The organism is Mesorhizobium sp. M1399, from assembly GCF_040317735.1.
Classification (GTDB): domain Bacteria; phylum Pseudomonadota; class Alphaproteobacteria; order Rhizobiales; family Rhizobiaceae; genus Mesorhizobium.
This window is the reverse complement of record NZ_JAMYKZ010000013.1, coordinates 84649-106447: the sequence shown is the minus strand read 5'-3', so window position 1 is coordinate 106447 and position 21799 is coordinate 84649. Positions and strand designations below refer to the sequence as shown.

General features: G+C 60.5%; 20 protein-coding genes. 15 read left to right on the top strand and 5 right to left on the bottom strand.

Annotated features, from left to right (window positions below; translation table 11 throughout):
• Positions 1-289 precede the first annotated feature (289 nt).
• The 11 genes from NKH05_RS23310 (at position 290) to NKH05_RS23260 (ending at position 13424) form a co-directional block, all read left to right on the top strand.
• Positions 290-1357 carry a class I SAM-dependent methyltransferase gene (locus NKH05_RS23310; protein WP_353026184.1) on the top strand — a complete coding sequence of 356 codons (1068 nt, stop codon included), beginning with the start codon at positions 290-292 and terminating at the stop codon, positions 1355-1357.
• A 106-nt stretch (positions 1358-1463) separates the two neighbouring features.
• Complete coding sequence (dndC, locus tag NKH05_RS23305) at positions 1464-2597, top strand: DNA phosphorothioation system sulfurtransferase DndC (RefSeq protein WP_353026183.1); 1134 nt, start codon at positions 1464-1466, stop codon at positions 2595-2597.
• Positions 2590-2808, top strand: coding sequence for a DNA modification system-associated small protein (locus NKH05_RS23300; RefSeq protein WP_352703328.1), 219 nt, complete (start codon positions 2590-2592; stop codon positions 2806-2808). The genes dndC and NKH05_RS23300 overlap by 8 nt, the downstream gene beginning before the upstream one ends.
• Positions 2809-2830: 22 nt before the next feature.
• Positions 2831-4900 carry a DNA sulfur modification protein DndD gene (dndD, locus tag NKH05_RS23295; RefSeq protein ID WP_353026181.1) on the top strand — a complete coding sequence of 690 codons (2070 nt, stop codon included), beginning with the start codon at positions 2831-2833 and terminating at the stop codon, positions 4898-4900.
• Entirely contained in the window at positions 4897-6420 is a 1524-nt protein-coding gene (locus NKH05_RS23290; RefSeq protein WP_353026180.1) for an FtsK/SpoIIIE domain-containing protein, read from the top strand. Before dndD ends, NKH05_RS23290 begins: the two co-directional genes overlap by 4 nt.
• Complete coding sequence (locus NKH05_RS23285; protein ID WP_353026179.1) at positions 6417-6677, top strand: sulfurtransferase TusA family protein; 261 nt, start codon at positions 6417-6419, stop codon at positions 6675-6677. Before NKH05_RS23290 ends, NKH05_RS23285 begins: the two co-directional genes overlap by 4 nt.
• Positions 6678-6881: 204 nt before the next feature.
• On the top strand, positions 6882-7937 hold the full coding sequence (locus NKH05_RS23280) for a LacI family DNA-binding transcriptional regulator (protein WP_353026178.1): 1056 nt from the start codon (positions 6882-6884) through the stop codon (positions 7935-7937).
• A gap of 83 nt (positions 7938-8020) precedes the next feature.
• Positions 8021-9274 (top strand): ABC transporter substrate-binding protein, encoded by a 1254-nt coding sequence (locus NKH05_RS23275; protein WP_353026176.1) that lies wholly within the window; start codon positions 8021-8023, stop codon positions 9272-9274.
• 353 nt (positions 9275-9627) lie between these two features.
• Positions 9628-10557, top strand: a complete 930-nt coding sequence (locus tag NKH05_RS23270; RefSeq protein WP_352962254.1) for a carbohydrate ABC transporter permease — start codon at positions 9628-9630, stop codon at positions 10555-10557.
• On the top strand, positions 10557-11414 hold the full coding sequence (locus NKH05_RS23265) for a carbohydrate ABC transporter permease (RefSeq protein ID WP_352481296.1): 858 nt from the start codon (positions 10557-10559) through the stop codon (positions 11412-11414). The genes NKH05_RS23270 and NKH05_RS23265 overlap by 1 nt, the downstream gene beginning before the upstream one ends.
• A gap of 27 nt (positions 11415-11441) precedes the next feature.
• Positions 11442-13424 carry a glycoside hydrolase family 127 protein gene (locus tag NKH05_RS23260; protein ID WP_352481295.1) on the top strand — a complete coding sequence of 661 codons (1983 nt, stop codon included), beginning with the start codon at positions 11442-11444 and terminating at the stop codon, positions 13422-13424.
• Here the strand turns inward: NKH05_RS23260 and NKH05_RS23255 are convergent.
• A complete protein-coding gene (locus NKH05_RS23255; protein ID WP_352496162.1) occupies positions 13411-14157 on the bottom strand; it encodes a gamma-glutamylcyclotransferase in 747 nt (248 codons plus the stop codon). The two genes, NKH05_RS23260 and NKH05_RS23255, sit on opposite strands and share 14 nt — an antisense overlap.
• 105 nt (positions 14158-14262) lie before the next feature.
• On the opposite strand from NKH05_RS23255, the gene NKH05_RS23250 reads away from it, so the two are divergent.
• The 3 genes from NKH05_RS23250 (at position 14263) to NKH05_RS23240 (ending at position 16440) form a co-directional block, all read left to right on the top strand.
• Positions 14263-14556: a hypothetical protein gene (locus NKH05_RS23250; RefSeq protein ID WP_353026174.1), complete on the top strand. Its 294-nt coding sequence runs from the start codon at positions 14263-14265 to the stop codon at positions 14554-14556.
• A gap of 101 nt (positions 14557-14657) precedes the next feature.
• Complete coding sequence (locus tag NKH05_RS23245; protein WP_352818341.1) at positions 14658-15821, top strand: putative hexosyltransferase; 1164 nt, start codon at positions 14658-14660, stop codon at positions 15819-15821.
• Positions 15808-16440 carry a hypothetical protein gene (locus NKH05_RS23240; RefSeq protein WP_353026172.1) on the top strand — a complete coding sequence of 211 codons (633 nt, stop codon included), beginning with the start codon at positions 15808-15810 and terminating at the stop codon, positions 16438-16440. Before NKH05_RS23245 ends, NKH05_RS23240 begins: the two co-directional genes overlap by 14 nt.
• Here the strand turns inward: NKH05_RS23240 and NKH05_RS23235 are convergent.
• From NKH05_RS23235 to NKH05_RS23220, 4 genes are all read right to left on the bottom strand, one after another.
• On the bottom strand, positions 16437-16892 hold the full coding sequence (locus NKH05_RS23235) for a GtrA family protein (protein WP_353026170.1): 456 nt from the start codon (positions 16890-16892) through the stop codon (positions 16437-16439). The two genes, NKH05_RS23240 and NKH05_RS23235, sit on opposite strands and share 4 nt — an antisense overlap.
• The gene (locus NKH05_RS23230; protein ID WP_353026168.1) at positions 16870-17562 is read right to left on the bottom strand and encodes a class I SAM-dependent methyltransferase; all 693 of its coding nucleotides are present in this window, start codon (positions 17560-17562) and stop codon (positions 16870-16872) included. Before NKH05_RS23230 ends, NKH05_RS23235 begins: the two co-directional genes overlap by 23 nt.
• Positions 17537-18607 carry a glycosyltransferase family 2 protein gene (locus NKH05_RS23225; RefSeq protein WP_156948034.1) on the bottom strand — a complete coding sequence of 357 codons (1071 nt, stop codon included), beginning with the start codon at positions 18605-18607 and terminating at the stop codon, positions 17537-17539. The genes NKH05_RS23230 and NKH05_RS23225 overlap by 26 nt, the downstream gene beginning before the upstream one ends.
• A gap of 443 nt (positions 18608-19050) precedes the next feature.
• Positions 19051-20433 (bottom strand): FAD-binding oxidoreductase, encoded by a 1383-nt coding sequence (locus tag NKH05_RS23220; protein WP_352481291.1) that lies wholly within the window; start codon positions 20431-20433, stop codon positions 19051-19053.
• Between the two features lie 226 nt (positions 20434-20659).
• On the opposite strand from NKH05_RS23220, the gene NKH05_RS23215 reads away from it, so the two are divergent.
• Positions 20660-21667, top strand: coding sequence for an AraC family transcriptional regulator (locus NKH05_RS23215; RefSeq protein WP_023717160.1), 1008 nt, complete (start codon positions 20660-20662; stop codon positions 21665-21667).
• Positions 21668-21799: the final 132 nt, after the last annotated feature.

The following is a 21799-nucleotide window of genomic DNA, read 5'->3' as shown; positions in this document are numbered from 1 at the left end:
CAAGCTAAAACAAACTTATTCGACGTACTGATCCGCCCGCCAGTATCGAAACGTCGCGTGCTCGGTTTCATAAAACTTGACATCCTGATCAGCGAGACGCTGCTATCAAGGACGAGCTGAAACACGGGAGTAAGGAAGGTGGTGAAGGGGTGGAACAAGGACAGGACGCGGTCGCTCCCTGGCGCTTGTTTTCTAAAACTGCGATTAATTTACACGCACCGCCAGCGGTGCATCAGCGGCGATACTGGGCTACGCTAGCGAACAAAATGGGTGATTCGCGCGGGCTGATATGAGTCAGGAACAAATAGAGCACGATTTGTTTCTAGCGGCATTCAACCAGAATGCGGAGCATTTTCGTTCATTGAATACTTTGATGTGGCAAGTGCCACTCATTGCGATGACGCTTACAGGCGGCCTTTGGTACGGCGTTTCGACCTCTCCGTCATCTAGAGTTATTCAGATTTGCCTACTTGGATTGGCTACCATCGGAAATTTTGGGCTGTTTGTTGCGTTAAGTCGAATTAGGTTCATCATGGGGCGCTACCTTGAATGGTTCGAGAAAAGCTACCCAAGAGGCTACGTCAAAGCCGAGGGTAATGGAAAAATTCGGGGTGATGGACTCTTTTCGGGCCGCAAAATTGTTCAACGTGTGTTCCAATGCGTGCTCGGCGCGGCAGCAGCATTAAGTCTAGCGCTGCTGGTCATGACAGGGTTTGAGATGTACTCTACGAAGTCGCGTTCGATCAGCTACTACGACAAACGCGCGGAGGATTTAGCTGACGCTTATGAGGCTATTTCCTTCCAGCAAGCTCATCCTGAACTCTATCGAGGGCTGGTGAACTTGGCGCCTATCGACGTATTGGATATTGGCGCAGGTACCGGCCGTGATGCGGCCTGGATGGACCAGCAGGGACACAAGGTATTCGCTGTCGAACCTTCAGGGAGCATGCTACAACTCGCCAAGACCCTTCATCCTTCGGCATCCATCGCTTGGTTTCAGGACAAGCTTCCGAAACTTGCTGACGTGGCGGATCGGAAGTTCGATCTGATCATATTGAGTGCGGTGTGGATGCATCTCCCAACTGCCGAACGCGGCGATGCGATCCGACGGCTGTCCCAACTGCTCAAAGACGACGGCCTCCTATACCTGACGTTGCGTCTCGGACCATCAGATGACGAGCGAGGCCTTTACGCTGTATCCTTCGACGAACTTCAGCAAGCAGCAGGAAAAGAGGGACTAGCCGTTTCAGCCATCAGCGAGGCGCCAGATCTGCTCTCCAGATCTGGCATTCGGTGGCAGCGGGTCGCAGTTGTAAAAATTGGTCAGCAATCAAAGCTGCTCGAACCTAAAGAATAGACTTAGGTCGGAGTAGCGTGACGTCCACTTGTGATAGTTCCTGACCATGTCGGACGGCCTTAAATATGCATTTTTTTGTCAGAATTGAGCGTTTAGAACCATGAGCATGGCACTACTTGAGGACAATCCGGCAACCTCTATAGAGGAGATCTGGCGCAATACGTTGGAGCACATCAAAGAGGAGTATCTGACGCAGAATCAAAACTTTCCTTGGATAGTCGGCTTTTCCGGCGGCAAGGACAGTACGTTGGTAACTCACGCCATCTTTGAGATGCTGCTGGAAATTGCGCCTTCTCAACGGACCCGGCCCATTCACATCGTGTCCAATGACACGCTTGTCGAATCGCCTCTGGTCATGTCGCATCTGAACACCGTAACGCGGCAGATTGAGGACGCGGCAGTCGCGCTCGGCTTGCCGATCACGGTCGCGCGCACCCACCCCGACCCCGACAAGACTTTCTGGGTTCTTTTGATCGGAAAAGGCTATCCCAGCCCGAACATGACTATGCGATGGTGCACCGACCGACTCAAGATACAGCCCACCAGCGGCTACATTAAGCGCCAGGTTTCAGCCTCTGGTGCAGCGATCGTTGTGCTGGGCGTGCGCCGCGATGAAAGCCAGAGCCGCCAGCGCTCGATTGATCGCCGCCGCAATGTCCGAGGCGAACACCTGTCCGAACATGATCGCCTGCCGGGTGCTTTCATCTTCCGTCCGATCATCGACCTTAGCATCGATGATGTGTGGGAAATTCTCGGCACGAACTTCGCACCTTGGGGTGGCGATCATGTACCCCTAATTCAGCTTTACCGAGACTCTGAGGGTGGAGAATGCCCGGTTGTTCTCTCGGCCGACGAAGCACCCGGATGCGGCACGTCCAATAGCCGCTTCGGTTGCTGGACCTGTACAGTTGTCGAAAAGGACAAGAGCCTTCAGGGGTTCGTTGATTCGGGAATGCTGCATTATCAGCCACTCATAGAATTTCGTGACTGGCTAAAATCGATCCGCAACCGTGCGGACATGCGTCAGGCCTTCCGGCGTAACGGCCGCCTGACGTTCGATACGAATGGCAAACATATTCCGGGGCCTTTCACCATTCAGGCTAGGAAAGAAATATTTGACCGCCTGCTAGCTGTACAGCAGAAGTTTGAAGGCGTGCTAATCTCTGATTTGGAGATTCGGCAAATCCGCCAGATTTGGGCGGACGAATTGCAAGCAATCGGGAGTCTCGCAAATGTCTGACACAACTGCTGCCGCCGAACTCGCGCTTAGCGATCTGCCCTTGTGGGCGGATGAGGATGCGCGTGAGGTGCTGGATCGCATCTGTGAGCAGCACGACGTGCCGGTTGACGTGCTGACGGAACTGGTCAGTCTACAACGTGAGCGCCAGCACCAAGAGCGGGCCTCGGGAATATATCCCCGCATCGAAGAAATCTTGGGACGCATGGACTGACTGGCAGGGGAGTGGGGGAGGCATGTGGGTATCAAAAATCGAACTGGTCTGCTTTAAGTCGTATCAACATCAGGAGTTCACTTTTCCCGAGCCAAGTAATGGCAAAAATGTCGTCCTGATCGGCGGCCTCAATGGTTATGGGAAAACGTCGATTCTGGAGGCGCTGTATCTTTGTCTTTACGGCAAGGATGCCCTGGCCCACCTCGCGCGCGCCGGTCTGAAGACCGACGACGTGCGGGGTTATCCTACTTTTCTCGAAAAGGCCTTCAATGGCGAGGCACTGCGGGATGGCCGCGACACCATGCTGGTGCGTGTAACAGTACATCGTAGCAAGCTTAAAGCTATTGAGATCACGCGCAAATGGTATTTCCGAAGCAACGGCAGTTGGACTGACGAGGAAACCACTGTGCGAGCGATTACCCGGAATGTGCCCGAGATGCCGCGCTCGGATGGAAAGAACGGCTTTAATCTGGCCGACATGCTGGACGATTTTTTCGTCCCTGCGCATATCGCGCCGTTTTTCTTTTTCGACGGTGAGGAAGTGAAGAAGCTCGCCGATCAAAGCCGTATCGAGCAGGTCAAGCAGGGACTCGAAGGCCTGCTTGGCGTGGTGCTGCTGCGATCATTATCGGATCGGCTGCGGCAGTTCGAGCAGTCACGGCGGCAAGGCGTGGTTACCGTTGACGAAGAACGGCTTGCGGTTTTGGAGCGCAGTCTGCGCGAGAATGAAAGGCTGGAACGGGAAGTCGTTCAGCAGATCGAAACCGCCAAGGAGCAGAAACGGCTTCTCACGGCCGAGTTCCAGTCAATTTTGGAGCGCGTGACGTCCGCCGGCGGCGGCGGAGGGGACACCGCGACTTATAAAGAATTGGTCGAGGAGCGTGAACAGTTCCGGAATGCCCAGCGCGAGAATTTACGTGCGCAAGAAGAGATCCTTTCCGGTCGTCTGCCGTTTCATCTGGCCTCAAAGTCCATATTGGAGACGATGCGCCACCAACTCGAAGCTGAGGTGCGTTACTTCAAGTGGGAAGGTGAGAAGCAGGCACTTGAACCACGGAAAAACGAATTCCGTACAGCACTCGACCGACAGGCGTTCCCTTCGATCGATCCCCCGTTGTCCGACGGTCAGCAGTCCGCGCTCAATGCGCGGATCGACGCTGCGTGGGGCGCGCTGTTTTACCCCCCACCCGATGATTGTGCAGACAGAATCGTTCATTCGTATTTATCTCCCGCCGACCGGACTAAAACACTTGAATTTCTCGATTCGATCGCAGTCAGCCACCGCGAGGTGCAGGACTTATTGTCGGAGCACGGACAGCTCACGCAGCGTATCGATGACCTCGGCCGTAAGATCTCGAAGTTGGAAGGCATCGACCGCGACGGAACGCTTGCGGCTCTGACCCAGGAGTTAAAAGCTGTTCAGCAGAGGATTGAAAAATGCGACGAGGACATGCGCGCTGAGGAGCGCCGCAAGACCGCGCTCGAGACGGATATCTTGCGGCAGCGCGCGGATTTTGAAAGAGAGAAGAAGAAGCTCGATGAGTCCTCGCCGCTCAGGTCGATCATCACAAAGTCCGAACGCATCCGCGCTGTGATCGAGGACCTGGTGCCGGCTCTCTTCCCTCTAAAGGTTAAGGAACTCGGCAGTTCCATGACCCAGGTCTACCGGCAGCTTGCGCACAAGGACCAAGTTTCACGCATCGTCATCGCCAACGATGGCACGTCCAAGATATTGGGAAAGTCCGGCAAGGCCATAACTTTCGACCGGTCTGCTGGAGAGAACCAGATATTTGCGACGGCTCTGATCGCTGGCCTCGCTAAAGTGTCTGGTATCAATGCGCCCCTTGTCGTGGATACCCCATTGGGCAGGCTCGACAGCCGCCACCGCCGCAACATTCTGCAATTTTGGACGAGCGATGCATCCCGCCAGGTAATTCTTTTGAGCCAGGACAAAGAAATTGACCCTGAGTTTTATCTCCGGATCGCGAAACACGTTTCGAAGACATACCTTCTGGAGCACATGGATGTAGGTGACGGCGTGGGGCGCACTAGCGCCCGCGAGGATCGTTATTTCATGGAAGCGGCCGAATGACAGCGCTCACGGTCCAGCAAATTATGTCATCGCGTTTCCGGACTAGTGCCGACGCCGATGTAAAAACAAAGGCGCTGATGGAAGGACTTGCCCTTTCTACCAAGGCCAATGTCGCTCGGCTGGCCATTGGGCGGTCGCTGGCCGCTGGGGCGCTGCCAGATGACACTGTTGACGCAAAGGGGCTTGAAATTCCAGCCACCTCGCTCTTTACCCAGGTCGACGTGACAACGTGGGTCGGTCTTCTAGCCACGCATGCATCGATTCATGGCGGTGGGTCTTTCGACAGCATGGACAGTTTTAGAACTGCTGTTCGGCGGCATTGGCATCGGGGCGCCAGCCTTCTGATGAATGACTGGAAAGACGTGAATGAGGACTACGATGCCTTCATCGGGATCTTGCTGAAACGACGTTCCGACTTGCCTGATACGCGCGCTGACAATGGCGTACGCGCACTCGGAGATATGGTTCCGGCCGCCGCAACGGAGGATATTTCCAAGCTACTGATAAAGGCTCTCTCCGACATTGGCGTGAGCGCTGACGTCAAAGGCGTCGTGCATGGGCCGCGCGTGTCGCGCTACAAAGTGCTGTTGCGGGACGTCAATCAGCTTGACAAGCTTCGAAAAGGGCTAGAGCGGCTGGCTTTGGCCCTGAATCTACAAAACATGATGCCCACGCTTGGCACTTCCGATGAGGCCAACACGCTTGCTCTAGACATTCCGCGCCCAAGAACGACGTGGATCAATGCCGGGCGCAAGGAACTCGAAGCGGCGCTCGATTCAATGCCGCGCAAAGACAGCACGCTGGAAGTATTCCCCGGCCAGGGCGTTACGGGTCAGAACGTCCACTTTGATCTCGCCACCGCACCGCATCTGCTTGTTGGCGGAGCGACCGGACAGGGTAAAAGTGTATGCATGCATGTCCTAATAGTTTCGCTGATCACGCGCCACACGCCGGACACACTGAAACTTTGTCTTATAGATCCCAAGCAGGTAGAGTTTGCGGTCTATGAAGGCAGCAAGTACCTCTGGAACAACGAAGTCGCGTCCGGCGTAAACCAAGCCCGTAATGCGATTGATGCCCTAGTCATCGAGATGGACAGCCGCTACGCCCAGCTCAAAGCTCTGGGCGTGAATAATGTGTTAGATGCACGCCGGAAAGCAGGCGGATTTCCGTTTATTGTGGCGTTCATCGATGAACTAGCCGATCTTATCATTCAGGATCGGACCGTTGAGTCGAAGATCGTACGGCTCGCTCAAGCCGCCCGGGCGGCAGGTATTCATCTAGTTCTGGCAACTCAAAGGCCTGACGCCAAGACGTTCAGCGGCCTCATTCGCAGCAACATTCCGTCCCGCATCGCGCTTACGGTCCAGAAGAGTACAGAATCGCAGATCATTCTTGACGAAACTGGGGCCGAAGATCTTCTCGGCAAGGGCGACATGCTTATAAAGCGTCCCGGCGAAGAGCTGGAACGAGCGCATGGGTTCTTTCTTAGTTTAACCGACGTGGAGGCGATGATATGAACTGTTCCACTACAGTTTCGCCGCTGTCCACCACCACCGAAGTAGATACGCGCGGCTTAAATTGTCCTATCCCTGTGCTGAAGGCTAGGCGAGCGGCGAAGACATTGACGCGGGGGTGCACCATGCTGGTCAGATGCACGGACCCCATGGCCAAAATCGACATCCCGCATTTCGCCAGAACCGATCATCATGGCGTGATCTCGTCTGGTGAGGAGAATGGCGAACTTTGGTTTCTTCTCCGGATTGGTGGCGCGTGAAAGCGTCGTTCGCTCAATAGCCGCATATTCCGCTCCCAGACGGGTCGCGCAACCATACCCCTTGCCATCTCCGCATCATTCCTCTAATTTCCATCTGAGAAAACCTTTTCCCAATCGCCCCGCATCCGCTGATCCCACCAATCAGCACCCTGCCGGACCATAAGAGAAAAGCTTTTCCCATCTGGGAGGATCGATATCCAAATCATGGCGTCCGATGCGCAGCCAACGCCTGTCAAACAGCCCGTCACCCTGCGTGAGGTGGCAGCCATTGCCGGCGTCAGCGTTGCCACGGCGTCAAAAGCGCTGAACGGGCAGGGTCGGATGACGGCCGAGACGCGGACCCGGATTCGCGAGACGGCGCAGCGGCTTGGCTTTCGCCCGAACAGCCTGGCGCAGAGCCTGCTCAGGCGGCGCTCTTTTACCGTCGGGCTGTTGACCAACGACACCTATGGCCGCTTTTCGCTGCCGCTGATGGCCGGCGTTTCCGATGCGCTGGTCGATGCCGGCGTCTCGGTGTTTTTGTGCAATGTCGAGGACGACCCGCGCCTTGCCCAGCTGCATGTCGATGCCATGCTCGACAAGCGCGTCGACGGCATCATCGCCACCGGCAAGCGCATCGATCGCCATCTTCCGGTCGACCTCGCCAATCTCGGCATTCCGGCGATCTACGCCTTCACCGAGCCCGATCCCAACGCCATCGCGTTTGTGTCGGACGATGCCGGCGGGGCGCGGCTGGCGGTCGAGCATTTTTGCCGGCTCGGACGACGGCGCATCGCCCATGTCAGCGGTCCCGCGAGCTTTGCCGTGGTGCATGCCCGGGCCGAAGCCTATCGCGAGGTGCTGGCCGAGAACGGCCTGCCGGTCTTGGAGCCGCTGCTCGGCCCATGGTCGGAAGCCTGGGGCCACGAGGCGGTCAGAAGACTGTTCGACGGCGAGGGTTTCGACGGTACGCGCGAAAAGCCCGATGCGGTGTTCTGCGGCAACGACCAGATCGCGCGCGGCGTCATCGACGCTTTGCGCGAGCGCGGTATCGGCGTGCCGGACGAGGTCGGCGTCATCGGTTTCGACAATTGGCAGATCGTCGCCGAGGCAACCCGCCCGCCGCTGACCTCGGTCGACATGAATCTCGCAGCACTTGGCCGCGAGGCCGGCCTTGCCTTGCTTTCGCTCGTCGGCGGCGAACCCGCTCTGCCGGGCATTAGAAAACTGCCGTGCCGGTTGGTGGTGCGTCAGTCATGCGGCCGTCCGCCGGACGGCTGAACGAAACGGGCCGTGTCGATAGTCACCCGCTTGGGGGCGCGGCTAAATTAAGACGCTAAATTAAAACCATGTGGAGGAGAAGCATGAGAACCACCATTACCGGGCTCGCCATCGCCGCGAGCATTTTCGGCACGCTTGCGACGGTCGGCTCGGCCGCCGCCGATACCGCCAACATCTGGGTTCGCGCCGACGGCTCGAACTTCATGCCGCGCATCGTCGATGCCTTCAACAAGGGGCATCAGAACCAGATCAAGCTGGACATCATCCCCAACGCCGAAATCATCCCGAAATACGGCGCTGCCGCCGCCGGCGGCACGGCGCCCGATGCGCTGTCGCTCGACCTGATCTACACGCCGTCCTTCGCTGCCGCCGGCCAGCTCGAAGACATCACCGACTGGGCGAAATCGCTGCCCTATTTCGCCAGCCTGTCGCCGGCGCATGTCAAGACCGGCACCTATAAGGGCCGCATCTACGGGCTGCCGTTCTCGGCCGATTCCTCGGTGCTGATCTGGAACAAGAAGCTGTTCAAGCAGGCCGGCCTCGACCCGGAAAAGGGCCCGACCAACTGGGCCGAGATCGAAGCCGACGCCGAAAAGGTCAACGCGCTAGGCGGCGACATCAAGGGCTTCTACTTCTCCGGCAATTGCGGCGGCTGCAACATCTTCACCTTCACGCCGCTGATCTGGGCCTCGGGCGGCGATATCCTCACCGAGGACGGCTCCAAGGCGACACTGGACACGCCGCAGATGCGCGGCGCCATCGACTTCTACCGTTCGATGGTCAAGAAGGACCTGGTGCCTTCAGGCGCGCAGACCGACACCGGCTCCAACTTCTTTGCCGCCTTCGCCACCGGCAATGTCGGCATCTCGCCGTCCGGCGCCTTCGCCATCGGCGCGCTCAACACGCAATATCCCGATATCGACTACGGCATCACCTTCCTGCCCGGCAAGGACGGCGCCTGGTCGTCATTTGCCGGCGGCGATAATTTCGTCGTCACCAAGGGCACCACCAAGGTCGCGGTGGTGAAGGAGTTCCTCGACTTCGCCTATTCGCTCGAGGGCCAGACCATCCTGGCGAAATACGGCAGCCTGCCGGTGCGCGGCGACATCGCCAATGAGGCGCTGAAAGACCTCGACCCGCGCTACAAGGTCGCCGCCGAAGCCATGGCCAAGGGCCGCACGCCCTATTCGGTGGTGTTCAACGACCTGATCAACTCCGCCAACGGTCCGTGGAACCAGATGATGAACGAGGTCTTCTTCGGCGAAGACGTCGACGGCGCCATCGCCAACGCGCAGGAGACCATGCAGTCGATCATCGATTCGGCGCCGCAGAAGTAAAGCGCCGGCGCTCCGGCCGCCCGCCTGTCTCCCTGGGCGGGTGGCCGGACATTGCATCGGAAGACCGCCCGCAACTCACCTTGGAAGGACCGATTGTTAATGTCGGCACCGCCCCTCATCCGCCTGCCGGCACCTTCTCCCCGTATAGTGACGGGGAGAAGGGGCTGGCCGCGACCCTGGCACCCTTTCTGCAACGCGGGATGTTGGCGAAATCCTTTGCGAAGGCACCCTTCTCCCCGTCACTATACGGGGAGAAGTGCCCGGCAGGGCGATGAGGGGCAGCGCAAACCAGACGCGATTGACTTGGGGCGGGAGACCGAAGATTTGCAACCATTCAACCGCAAGAACCGCGCATGACCACCATCACAGCAACCACCGCCACCCCGGCACGCGCATACAAACTGGTCGGCGCCGGGCGCCGGCAGTGGATCGGCTTGCTCTATGTCGCGCCGGCCGTTGCCCTTGTCGTCGTCTTCTTCATCGTGCCGCTTTGCATGACCGCCTGGATGTCGCTGCACAACTGGCCATTGATGGGCGCGCACAGCTTTGTCGGGCTCGACAATTACTGGGCGATCCTGCGCGACACCCGCTTCTGGAACGCGCTGAAGTTCACCGGTTATTACACAGTGGTGGTGACGATCGCGATTTTCGCCGTCGCCTTTCCGCTGGCGCTGTTCATCGAAAGGCCGCGGCAGCTGACCGGCTTCTACCGCACGTCCTTCTTCATGCCGGCGGTCATCGGCTTCGCCTCGGCGAGCCTTTTGTGGTCGTGGCTGCTCAATGTCGATTCCGGCCTGTTCAGCCCGGCCGCTTTCGAGCTTGGCCTGACCGAAAAGAAATTCAATCTGCTGGCGACCTTCCAGCCGGCCTTCTGGTCGATCATCGCCATGGTGGTGTGGAAGGTGGCGGGCTTCACCATGATCATCCTGATGACCGGCCTGCAGTCGATCCCGCCGGATCTGCAGGAGGCGGCGATGATCGACGGGGCAGGGCCATTCGCGCGGTTTCGCGCCATCACCCTGCCGCTGATGCGCCGCACGCTGGCGCTGGCGCTGATCCTGTCGGTGGCCGGCTCGATCCTTGCCTTCGACCAGTTCTACATCATCCTGCGCGGCGGCCCGCGCAACCAGACGCTGACCGCCGTCTACTGGATCTTCAACCAGTCCTTCGTGTCGTTCAAGCTCGGCTACGGCGCGGCGCTTTCGATGGTCCTGCTGGTCATCCTGGTGGCGCTCAGCCTCATCCAGCTGCGGCTGCTGCGCCAGCCAGAGGGGGTCGACTGATGGCGCAGGCCCGCAGCCGCAAACGCCGGATAGGTATGCAGTTCGCAGAGCATGCGACCGGCATCATCGCATCCATTCTGTTCCTGGCACCGATCGCCTGGACGGTGCTTTCGGCCTTCAAGCCGGCGCAGGAGGCGCGCCAGCCGCCGCTGCCGCCCTGGCCGACGACGGGCTTTTCGCTAGAGAATTACGCCACGCTCAACACCTTCGGCGATGGCCTCTGGCTGCCGGCGCAAAACAGCATCTATGTCTCGGTCATGACGGTGGTGCTGTCGGTGATCGTCAGCGTGCTCGCCGGCTACGGTTTCTCGCGCTTCCGCTTTCCGCTGAAGAACCTGCTCTTCGTCGTCATCCTGTCGACGATCATGATCCCGTTCCAGTCGATCCTGACGCCGATCTTCCTGGTGCTGACAAAAATCGGCCTGCACAACACGCTGACCGGGCTGGTCTGCGTCTACGTCACGCTGCAGCTGCCGTTCTCAATCTTCATGATGCGCAACGCCTTCGACGCGGTGCCGCGCGAGATCGAGGAGGCCGCGCGCATGGACGGCGCCAACAATGTCACCATGCTGCTTAGGGTCATGCTGCCGCTGGTCTGGCCGGGCATCGTCACCATCGCGCTGTTTGCCTTCCTTGGCGCCTGGAACGAGTTTCTGGCGGCCCTCGTGCTGATGACCGACCAGTCCAAATTCACGCTGCCGATCATGATGACCGCACTGCAGTCCGGCCGCTTCGGCGCCATCGACTGGGGCGCCGTGCAGGCCGGCGTCACCGTGATGATGGTGCCGTGCCTGGTGCTCTTCCTGCTGCTGCAGCGCTTCTACATCCGCGGCCTGATGGCAGGGGCCGTCAAGTGACCAATCGAACCGAACCGGAGTAAATTGATGACCGCATCGCCATCCGCCAGTCAGGGCGCCAAGCCAAAACTCGCCTTCCGTCCGCTGCCGGTGCCGCAGGTCGACGTGCGCGGCTTCTGGGGCGACCGCGTCGATGCCGTCGCGAGCAAAACCGCCGGCATCCTCTACGATCGCTGCGTCGAGGCGCGCATGCTCGAGCAGATCGATCCGGACCGGCCGTCGCCCGGCGTCGTCATTCCATTCCATTCACCGTCGCCGGACGAGGCAGCCACCGCCGGCAACGAATTCACCGGATCGACGGTGACGACCCAGATGTTCTGGGACAGCGACTGGGGCAAGACCATCGAGACCGCCGCCTATTCGCTCTACCGCCGCCGCAACGAGGAGCTGGAGAAGAAGATCGACGCCGTCATCGACATGTACGGCAAGCTGCAGCAGCCCGACGGCTATCTGTCGAGCTGGTACCAGCGCATCCAGCCCGGCCTGCGCTGGACCAATCTGCGCGATTGCCACGAGCTCTATTGCGCCGGCCATCTGATCGAAGGCGCGGTCGCCTATTACCAGGCCACAGGCAAACGCAAGCTGCTCGATATCATGTGCCGCTACGCCGACCATATCGCAGAAACATTCGGTGCCGAGCCCGGCAAGAAGAAGGGCTATTGCGGCCACGAGGAGATCGAGCTGGCGCTGGTCAAGCTGGCGCGGGTGACGGGCGAGCGCAAATACATGGAGCTTGCCAAATACTTCATCGATCAGCGCGGCCAGCAGCCGCATTATTTCGACGAGGAGGCGCGCGCCCGCGGCGCCGACCCGAAGGCCTATCACTTCAAGACCTACGAATACAACCAGTCGCACAAGCCCGTTCGCGAGCAGGACAAGGTCGTCGGCCATGCGGTGCGGGCGATGTACCTCTATTCGGGCATGGCCGACATCGCCACCGAATATGGCGACGACACGCTGCGGGTGGCGCTCGACCGGCTGTGGGACGATCTCATGACCAAGAACCTTTACGTGACTGGCGGTCTCGGGCCATCGTCGCACAACGAGGGTTTTACCGCCGATTACGACCTGCCCAACGACACCGCCTATGCCGAGACCTGTGCTTCGGTCGGCCTGGTGTTCTGGGCAAGCCGCATGCTCGGCATGGGCCCAAATGCGCGCTACGCCGACATCATGGAGCGGGCGCTCTACAACGGCTCGATCTCGGGCCTGTCGCTCGACGGCTCGCTGTTCTTCTACGAAAATCCGCTCGAAAGCCGCGGCGCCCACCACCGCTGGAAATGGCACCGCTGCCCGTGCTGCCCGCCCAATGTCGGGCGCATGGTCGCCTCGATCGGCAGCTATTTCTATGGCCTGTCGGACACAGCACTTGCCGTCCACCTCTATGGAAACGGCACGGCTCGTTTCGATATCGCCGGGGCGCAGATAGAGCTCACCCAGACCAGCAATTATCCCTGGGACGGCGCGGTCTCGATCTCCGTCGAACCGGAAGCGCCGACCGAGTTCACCTTGCACCTGCGGCTGCCGGCCTGGTGCCGCAAGGCAACGCTCAAGGTCAACGGCGCCGATATCGATCTGGATGCTGTCACCAGTGACGGCTATGCCGCGATCCGCCGCGAATGGCGCAAGGGCGACCGCGTCGAGCTCGATCTCGAAATGGCCGTCGACCGCCTCTACGCCAACCCGCAGGTGCGGCAGGATATCGGCCGCGTCGCACTGGCGCGCGGACCGCTGATCTATTGCATCGAAGAGACCGACAATTCCAGCCAGCTGCACCGCATCGCTCTACCGCGAACGGCCGACATCGAGACACACAAGCAGCCGAACCTTTTGGGCGGCGTCGTCACGCTTTCCGCGATTGCCAAAAAGGAGGCTTTCGAAAACTGGGAAGAGGGGCTCTACCGCACCGAACCGCCGGCGGTCGAGGAAGCGAAAGTCACCGCCGTGCCGTACTTCGCCTGGGACAACCGCGATCCCGGCGAGATGCTGGTCTGGCTCAGGGACGAATAAAGCCCGACGGCGGCGCCCGGCCGATCTCCTCGGCCACAAGTTCCTGCAGCTGCCAGAGATTGCGGTCGCGGATGCCGCAGGCGTCGAGATGGCGAATGGTCTCGAACAGATATTCGGCGCCCGAACCCCAATGGCCGACGGCCGTGGCCAGGGTCGCCGCTATCGCTCGCTTTTCGAGCTTGCCGGCATAACGCGGATTGGCGGGATCGACAACGAAACCAAGCGCTTGGCGCATGCCATCGCCCGTCCTGACCTGCAGCCAGCGCGGCACGTTGACGGCCGGCAGGATGGTCATCTCGCGGCGCAGCAGCGCTTCGAGATTGGCCGCCACTGGCTCGGCGATCTCGAACACCATCCCCTGGCATTGGCCGCCGCGGTCGAGCGCCATCATCAGGCCGGGCTGCTCCACCGTGCCCCTGAAGCGCTGCACCGTAAAACAGAACGAACGGTGCCAGCCCGTCGCTACGGCCCGTTCGCCACCCCTGACCTCGCCGGCCGGCTTCCATAGCAGCGAACCATAGGCGAACAGCTTCACCGGCCCGGCCGGCGCGCCGGCCAGCACCTCGTCGCGAATGCGCGCGTAATCGGCATCGGTCATGTAGACCATGCCCGGCGTCGGCCCGGCGTCCTCGACCGCCCGCAAGGTGCGGGCGACCAGCGCCTCGGTCAGCGCCATCGGTGACTTGCGCGGCGCCGACTGACGCCGCGATGCGGCGGAAATGACCTTGCTCATCCTCACACTCTCAGCTTTGCCGCCATGTTGCCGAAGGCTGGAGGATTCTCAAGGGCCGAGTACGCGGGCGCGGCATCAGGGTTCAAAACTGTCGTGTACAACAGCTTGACGGAATCGCACAAAATACCCGGCGGACTTTTGCGCGTCGAATTCCAGCCACGGCACCGCATCGCTCTGCCGCGAACGGCTGAGATCGAGGCACACAAGCAGCGAACCGTCTGGGCGGCGGCGTCACGCTTTCGGCGATTGCCAAAAGGAGACTTTCGAAAACTGGAAAGGGGGCTCTACCGCACCGAACCGCCGGCGGTCGAGGAAGTGAAAGTCGGCGCCGTGCCGCATTTCGCCTGGCACAACCGCGACCCCGGCGAGATGCTGGTCTGGCTCAGAAGCGCCGGATAGCGGTATCGCCAATTTGAGCCGCGTGAACGCCTTGAATTCGCCGGGGCGCGCGTCATCTAGCTTTGAGTGGCGCCTGCCATTTGAACGGGTGGAGGCAGATTTTGGCGCTCGAAGCTGTCGCGCGTCCGAACGCCGGTGGCCGCTTTGTTGCGGTAGCCGTCGTCGCGGTGCCGTTGGCTTTCGTCGTCAGTGGGCTGGCCATTCGCTATGCCGCATTTGCTTCGGTTTCGGCAGAACCCGGCTTCGCGGCCTATGCCCAGGCGCTCTGCCGCTGGGATTGCGCGTGGTATGTCGGCATTTCCGAACACGGCTATGAGCGCTTTCCCATTCCAGGCCAGAGCAATGTCGGACGCTGGGGCTTTTTCCCGCTCTATCCGATGCTGGTGGCGGCAATCCGGTCTGTTTTCCGCTTTCCGACGATACTCGTCGCGTCGATCACATCGATTGCGTGCAGCTATGCCGCCTGTCTGGTGGCGTGGCCACTGCTCGAGAAGAACATGCGCGCTTATGTTCTGTATTGCGCCTTCCTGCTCAGCGGCCCGTTCTCCTATCACTTCACGACTTTCCTGACCGAACCTCTTTTCGTACTCCTGACTTCGTGCGTTTTTCTGGCGCTCAAACGCTCCAGCTATCTGGCTGCGGGACTGTCATCGGCTCTCCTGTCGGCAACCAGGCTCGTCGGGGTGCTCGTTGTATTCGCGACCGTCATTCAGATGTTCACGGATTACCGCGCAAAGGGCGGATCGACGCTGTCGTTCCCGCGTTGGCTGCTTGGCCGACCGGATCTGCTCGTCGCCATCTTCATCTCGCCAGCCGGCCTATTCGCCTACATCCTGTTTCTCTATCTGACCGTCGGCGACGGCTTTGCCTTCCTGCACGTGCAGCGCGCGTTTGGACGGGTGCCGGGCAATCCGCTCGCCTTTATATGGGACGGGTTTTCGGCCGTTCCGACAACTGGATGGCTGCCCACGGCGCCGCAATGGAGCGCGCTCGCCGCACTCATCGGACTGGCGCTATCGGCGGTTCTGGCGGTTCGCAGGCAATATGGCGCCGCGTTGTTCTGCGCCTGCTGCATCATCCTGCCGCTGATCACGAACCTGGCCTCGATGGTCAGATACGTCGTTGGGCTTGCACCTCTGACAATATTGCTGGCCATGCTGTCGTCGGCGTCGAAGCTGACTTTTCTTGCGGCTCTGGCTCTCTTCCTGGGCGCCTGTTATTTCATGACCGTGGCATGGATCGGAGGCTATCTTGCCCTGGTCTGACATTTCGGGCCGGTATCTGCGCGGGGCCAGGCTTGCCAGCTACGCGCTGGCGGCGGTTCTGGCGGGAACGGAAATCGTCATTCTTGCGCTTGCTCTCAATCCGAATGTCAACGCCGATTATCGCGCCTATTACATTGACCGGACGACGACCTGCCTCAATCGCGATGCGGTCGGCAGCTATACCCTAGGCGAGACGGTGTCGTTCCGGTCCGACGGAGCCAAAAAGGCAGCCGGCATGAGGGTCTGCGGCTGGTCGGGACCCGTTGCCGACGGCACCCATTCCCTAGGCGAGACCTCGCGGCTTCGGCTGAAGATACCGCCGCTCCACGACAGTGTGACGGCCACGCTGCAAATGGCCGCCGCCATTCGCCCGCCGCAGGTCACGCAGCGGATTATTATTTCGGTGAATGGCGTTCGGGTGCATGCGGTGACGCTGTCCGGCAAAGAGCCGCGAACGGTCTCGTTCCTCATTCCAACGGCGGCCCTCGCCGAGGCCAGGATACTCGATGTCGCCTTCGACTACCTCGACGGCATTCCGCCAAGTTCGGCCGCCAGCAACATCTACAAGCGCGCCATCAAATTGTTGTCGTTCCGGCTCGATCCTGTTGAGCCGGGTTAGGGCGGGCGATCACGTTGCTGGCCGGGTCTTCGCTGCGCAAAAACCCACCGGTCGAGCATGAGAAGATTGACCGCTGGAACAAGCAAGCATGTAACCAGAATGGCGATGATCGGCGGCAGGCCGAGTTTGGCCGTCAAAACCGCCGGCGCCGAGTAGGCAACGGCGAAGCCTGTCGCCGTCAGCAAGAAAAAACGCGGAGCTTCCGATCGATGCGATCCGCTCGACGCGAAAGTCACGAACTTATGCGCGAGATAAGAAAACAGGGCGGCTGCGGTGTAAGCCGCGAGCGAGGCACCGACCGGCGAGAGGCCGAACCGTTGCCATTTTACCAAAGCGGTGGCCATCACTGCATAAAGGATCGTTGCGGCGATGCCGACCGACCCGAAGCGCGCCAGCACCCTCAGCCCGGCGTCGCCGGTTGAACGGCGCTCAGACACGCGCACTACACGCATACTGCGCTCCAAGCGGCAAAGGCGCGAATACCCGCTCGACCCTTCTGGCCAAGGACCTTGCCGATGGCAGCAGCAGGAAATGCTCGGAGCGGATGTCCCGGAAGCCTGTTTCCTGAAAAACGGACCTCGCTTTGGCGGCGTTGAGCAGAACCGCGTCGTGATCGAACGGACACCGGAACACAGCAAGGCGCGTCAGTGGATTGTAGGGATTGTGCTCGATAATGCAGGCGACGCCGCCCGGCCGTACGACGCGCCGCATTTCCAGGAAGAAATCGAGCCAGGAGGAGGGCGGAACGTGATGGACGACGCAACTAGCGAAAGCCAGATCGAACGTGCCGTCCTCGTAAGGCAGCCCCTGAGTGCTGCAGGTCCTGTAGGCCACACGCGGATTGTGTTGGCTGGCGTGCAAAATCGATTCTTGCGAGACATCGCAACCATCGACGCTGTCGAAAGCACCGTCGAGGTAGGGGTGGAGCGAACCGACGCCGCAGCCGACATCCAGCGCCCTTACAGCCGACCCACCCTGCCGAAGCTTTCGCTCGAAGACCAGACGCCGCAGCAGATCCGCCTTGGCGACAAGGAAGAAGTCGTGGCTGAGTCCGGAAAACCGGATGGACCCTTCGACCGCCTCGCCATAGTTGGATTTATAGCTGTCGAAGAGTTCGGCCATTGGCGGGGACTCCACTCCTGGGTTTGTGAAACGATCGGCGGCGCTCACCGGAGGCGGCACGCATCGACTCGTCGAAGCCGGTGAGCCGATCGATGACATAAAGCGGGCGGCGTTTCACCTCGGCGTGGATGCTGCCGACGTAGAGTCCGACCACGCCGGTCATGAAAAGGTTGATCCCGCACAGGAGCGACACGATCACCACCGTGGATGTCCACCCGGCAATGATCCCGGTTTCAAAAAACCAGGCAAAGATGGCGTAGGCGCCAAAGACCCCCGCAAGCGCGGAAATGACCAACCCGCCCCAGAGCGCCAGGCGCAACGGCTTCTCGGAGAAACTGACGATGCCGTGAACCGCAAGGTGCATCATCTTCCAGAACGGGTATTTGGTCTGGCCCAGGGTTCGTGCGTGGCGCTCAAATGGCACGGCCGTCTGCTTGAACCCCATCCAGCCGAACATGCCCCTGACGAAGCGGTCATGTTCGGGCATACGCTTGAAGGTTTCCAGCGCCTTGCGGCCGACTAGGCGGAAGTCGCCGACGTCGCGCGGAATATCGACCGACGTCATTTTCTCCAGCAGGCGATAGAAAAGACTTGCCGTAAAGCGCTTGAACCAGGATTCGCCCTCGCGCTTGACCCGGCGGGCGTAGACGATCTCGAAACCTTCCTTCCACTTAGCCACCAGATCGAGAACGACTTCCGGCGGATCCTGCAGGTCCGCATCCATGACGATGACGGCATCGCCCGCAGCGGCGTCCATGCCGGCGGTAATCGCCACCTGGTGGCCGAAATTGCGGGAAAATTCGATCAGCCGAAAGCGCGGCTCGGCGGCGACCACTTTTTGAAGGTATTCGACGCTTCCATCGCGGCTTCCGTCATCGACGAAGATGGCCTCCGTTTCGCCGTCCAGCCGGCCGATAAGCGAACTGATCCGCTCGATCAGCCGAGGCAGCACCTGTTCTTCATTGTATACGGGCAGGACCAGCGAGTAGCGCGGCGGTGACCTGTTCACCGTTATTCCCGGGCCTTGGACCACAGACTCTCGCATGCGGTTGAAAATGGAACGCAAGCTACAAAGTTCCAAAGGCAATTAAGAAACTGCTAATTTAGTTAGTTCTGAAGGGGATACCGATCCTCGAGGAGGACTGAAGGGTGTCGTGGTGACGTCGGACGTCCGCATCGAAGCGTGAAATTATCGGTAGGCTGCCGGCGCGATCGGCCTGGCGAGAAGCAGTCGCTGAGGCATAACCCGTTGACCGCATTGCCTGCTCCCGGACTTGCCTGTTGAAGCAGCACTACGGGTGACCTGAGCGTGCGGGCCGACCGCTTCGACGCATGTCAGACATGGCTCATGGAACATGGTCGCCGAGCCCGGCCGAGTATCGCGCTTGTAGGCCGCCGAGCGTCCTGGCCGGAACCTATCGTACCGGCCGGGCCTTAGCTGGTCCGGCCGGTACGATACAACACTTGCTGGCCAGACGAGGGCGGCCGTCAAGCGGCCGGCCGGATGTTTTGGTTCACCCGGAAGAGGTTGTTCGGGTCGTATTTCTTCTTTAGCGAGGCCAGGCGCTCGTAGTTATCGCCATAAGCCGCCTTGAGCCTTCCCTCGCCCTCGTCATCCATCATGAAGTTCAGATAGGCGCCACCCAGATCGAACGGATGCACGGCCTCCCAGTAGGCCTTGGTCCAGCGCGTCACCGGCCCCGCTTTCTGTGGGTCCGGATCGATCCCGGCGATGACCATCGACCAGGTCGCATCACGGTAATTCCAGGGTGTCTCGTCTTTGCCGACGCGATGGACCGCGCCGTCGATCGGATAGAGATGCATGAGCGATAGCTCGCTCGGTGTTTTCGCCGCCTGCTCGAGATGAGCGTCGATCGCCTCGTCGGACAGCGTCTTGACAAAATCGCCCCGCCAATACCACTGCATCCCCTTCGGGTAGAGCCCATCGAACATGCTCTGCACCGCGGGATAGGGCATCATTCCCATCCAATTGAACCAGGGCGCGGGGAGCGCATCGAGTAGCGGAGCCAGCGCCTCTCTGCCCTTTTCCTCCGGGCCGTTGTAGCAACACATCAGCAGACACATCCGCTTTCCCCAAAACTCTTCCGGGAACGGTGCGCTCGACAGGATCGTCTTGAGCCCGAGGAAGATCCCGAGTTCCTCGGGCGCGCGCGGCAGGAACTCGCGATAATGCTGCATGATGGTGCGGGCCTGGCGCTGATCCCATGCGATCGGCCCCGCAAAGACCATGCTGACCTGGTGGAGCTTGAACACAAAGCTGGTGACGACGCCGAAATTGCCGCCGCCGCCGCGAAGCGCCCAGAACAGGCTAGGGTTCCGCTCCTTGCTGGCGGTGACGAAGCTGCCGTCGGCAAGCACGACATCGGCCTCGACCAGATTGTCGATGGTCAGGCCATATTTGCGCGTCAGATAGCCATGGCCGCCGCTCAGCGTCAGTCCGGCGACCCCGGTGGTCGAGATGATGCCCGCCGGTACGGCCAGGCCAAAGGCATGGGTTGCGTGGTCGAGGTCGCCCTGAGTGCAGCCCGGACCCACCCGCGCCGTACGGGCATCCGGATCGACACGCACGCCGTTCATCGCCGACAGGTCGATCACCAGACCGTCGTCGCAACTCCCCAATCCTGGTCCGTTATGGCCGCCGCCACGTACCGCAACCAGCAAATTGTTGTCGCGGCCGAAATTCACCGCTGTGATCACGTCGGCCACGTCCACACAGCGGGCGATGATCAGCGGCCGCTTGTCGATCATGCCGTTGTAGAGCTTGCGGGCCTCATCATAGCGGGCGTCGCCGGTCCGGATGACTTCGCCCCGCAGGCTTGCTGCGAATTTGGTGATGTCTTCATCGTGCATGACATTCCTCCCTGTTATTGGACCTGTCGGCCGGTCGATGAAACGCTAATCCCGTCCGCTGTTCCCGCAAATGTCACATCGTCCATTTCTGTTGCCCGATCGTTCAGAGTGGGATTAGACCGGATGGGTAGTTGCTCGGGCGGCTGTATTGCCGGATAGTTCGAGATGCCTGGCCGAAAAACTCGTTGTCAAAGGGAGTAGCCGATCGTTTCCGGAGGTGTAGTGCATGGATGTCCTTTCCGATGTGCTCCGAGCCGTTCGCCTCACCGGTGCGATCTATTTCGACGTCGACGCCAGCTCTCCCTGGGTCGGCGAGTCGCCGGGCACGGCCGACATTGCCGCCGCCATCATGCCGGAGGCAGAGCACATCATTTCTTTTCATGCCGTGATGTCGGGCTCGTGCTGGGCCGCGCTGGCAGACGATTCGGTGCCCCCGGTGCTCGTGAACGCCGGTGATGTCGTTGTCTTCCCCGGTGGTGTTCCGAACGTCTTGAGCTCTTCGCCCGGAGCGCGGGGCGAACCCAATATGGCGATGTATTATCGGCCGATTGACGAGAGCCTGCCGTTCGCGGTGATCCATGGTGGCGGGGGAGACGAGCGGACCCGGTTCATTTGCGGGTATCTTGGCTGCGATGCACGTCCCTTCAATCCTCTCCTCGCTGCATTGCCGGCCATCCTGTGTGCCCGCAAGCCCGCCGATGGAAGCAGCTGGGTTATCGACCTGTTTCGGCTGGCGCTGGCCGAAGGTGGCAGTGGGCGGGCGGGCGGTGAAACGATCCTCGCCAAGCTGAGCGAGCTGATGTTTGTCGAGATCATCCGCCGCCATCTTGAGACCCTCCCCGGCGATTCGCGCGGCTGGCTGTCAGGCCTACGGGATCCACATGTCGGCGAGGCGCTCCGGCTCATCCACGCTCGCCCCAGGGAGGAATGGACATTGGACCGGCTCGCCCGCGAAGTAGGGCTCTCGCGCACGGCGTTTGCGAGCCGCTTTACCCACTATGTCGAGGTCTCGCCGATGCACTATCTTGCTCGCTGGCGTCTGCAACTGGCGGGACGTTTGCTCGAACGGCCCGAAATGAGCATCGCGCAAGCGGGTGCCGACGTCGGCTACGAGTCGGAAGCCGCCTTCAATCGCGCCTTCAAAAAGTTCGTCGGCATTCCACCTGGCACCTGGCGAAAGGGACGGTCGGCGTTGCTCGAGGCTCAAAGATTGCCCGCTGGCGTCGTGCAATAGGAAAGAACTGGCCGGGCGTTGACGCTGCGGTCTGCGTGCCGCGTCCCAATGCTCGAAAGCCCCCTGGCACAAAGCGGTCGACGATGACCGGCCGCCTCGGCGCGCTAGGGCGAGGCGTTTCAGGCTTCGCGC

Coding starts and splice junctions, on each gene's coding strand:
- NKH05_RS23310 (WP_353026184.1), top strand. CDS start 290: ATGAGTCAGGAACAAATAGAGCACGATTTGTTTCTAGCGGCATTCAAC.
- dndC (WP_353026183.1), top strand. CDS start 1,464: ATGGCACTACTTGAGGACAATCCGGCAACCTCTATAGAGGAGATCTGG.
- NKH05_RS23300 (WP_352703328.1), top strand. CDS start 2,590: ATGTCTGACACAACTGCTGCCGCCGAACTCGCGCTTAGCGATCTGCCC.
- dndD (WP_353026181.1), top strand. CDS start 2,831: ATGTGGGTATCAAAAATCGAACTGGTCTGCTTTAAGTCGTATCAACAT.
- NKH05_RS23290 (WP_353026180.1), top strand. CDS start 4,897: ATGACAGCGCTCACGGTCCAGCAAATTATGTCATCGCGTTTCCGGACT.
- NKH05_RS23285 (WP_353026179.1), top strand. CDS start 6,417: ATGAACTGTTCCACTACAGTTTCGCCGCTGTCCACCACCACCGAAGTA.
- NKH05_RS23280 (WP_353026178.1), top strand. CDS start 6,882: ATGGCGTCCGATGCGCAGCCAACGCCTGTCAAACAGCCCGTCACCCTG.
- NKH05_RS23275 (WP_353026176.1), top strand. CDS start 8,021: ATGAGAACCACCATTACCGGGCTCGCCATCGCCGCGAGCATTTTCGGC.
- NKH05_RS23270 (WP_352962254.1), top strand. CDS start 9,628: ATGACCACCATCACAGCAACCACCGCCACCCCGGCACGCGCATACAAA.
- NKH05_RS23265 (WP_352481296.1), top strand. CDS start 10,557: ATGGCGCAGGCCCGCAGCCGCAAACGCCGGATAGGTATGCAGTTCGCA.
- NKH05_RS23260 (WP_352481295.1), top strand. CDS start 11,442: ATGACCGCATCGCCATCCGCCAGTCAGGGCGCCAAGCCAAAACTCGCC.
- NKH05_RS23255 (WP_352496162.1), bottom strand. CDS start 14,157: ATGAGCAAGGTCATTTCCGCCGCATCGCGGCGTCAGTCGGCGCCGCGC.
- NKH05_RS23235 (WP_353026170.1), bottom strand. CDS start 16,892: ATGCGTGTAGTGCGCGTGTCTGAGCGCCGTTCAACCGGCGACGCCGGG.
- NKH05_RS23230 (WP_353026168.1), bottom strand. CDS start 17,562: ATGGCCGAACTCTTCGACAGCTATAAATCCAACTATGGCGAGGCGGTC.
- NKH05_RS23225 (WP_156948034.1), bottom strand. CDS start 18,607: ATGCGAGAGTCTGTGGTCCAAGGCCCGGGAATAACGGTGAACAGGTCA.
- NKH05_RS23220 (WP_352481291.1), bottom strand. CDS start 20,433: ATGCACGATGAAGACATCACCAAATTCGCAGCAAGCCTGCGGGGCGAA.
- NKH05_RS23215 (WP_023717160.1), top strand. CDS start 20,660: ATGGATGTCCTTTCCGATGTGCTCCGAGCCGTTCGCCTCACCGGTGCG.